This window comes from Pseudomonas sp. SIMBA_067, from assembly GCF_046534675.1.
GTDB classification, from domain to species: Bacteria; Pseudomonadota; Gammaproteobacteria; order Pseudomonadales; family Pseudomonadaceae; genus Aquipseudomonas; species Aquipseudomonas putida.
This window is the reverse complement of sequence record NZ_JAWRYH010001135.1, coordinates 1-244: the sequence shown is the minus strand read 5'-3', so window position 1 is coordinate 244 and position 244 is coordinate 1. Positions and strand designations below refer to the sequence as shown.

Annotated in this window: 1 protein-coding gene; it reads left to right on the top strand. The window is 63.1% G+C overall.

Annotation, left to right across the window (positions count from 1 at the left end; genetic code table 11):
* Positions 1-244 (top strand): LysR family transcriptional regulator (locus tag SB765_RS32840; RefSeq protein ID WP_410932921.1); only part of this gene is annotated, 244 nt, incomplete at both ends.

Genomic DNA, 244 nt, shown 5'->3' with positions numbered 1-244 from the left:
AGCTGCACATCACCCCAGGTGCTGTCAGCCAGCAGATGCGCCAGCTGGAAGAACGCCTGGGTTACCGGCTGTTCCTGCGTCGGGCACGCGGTGTGGAGCTGAGCGCCGAAGGGCAACGCCTGGCCCAGACAGTGGCAGAAGCCTACGGCAGCATCGAGGCCGAATTGTTGCGCCTGGATGCCGGAGAAATCCTCGGCACCTTGCGGGTGCGCTCGATCCCGTCTTTTTTGGCCAAATGGCTTAC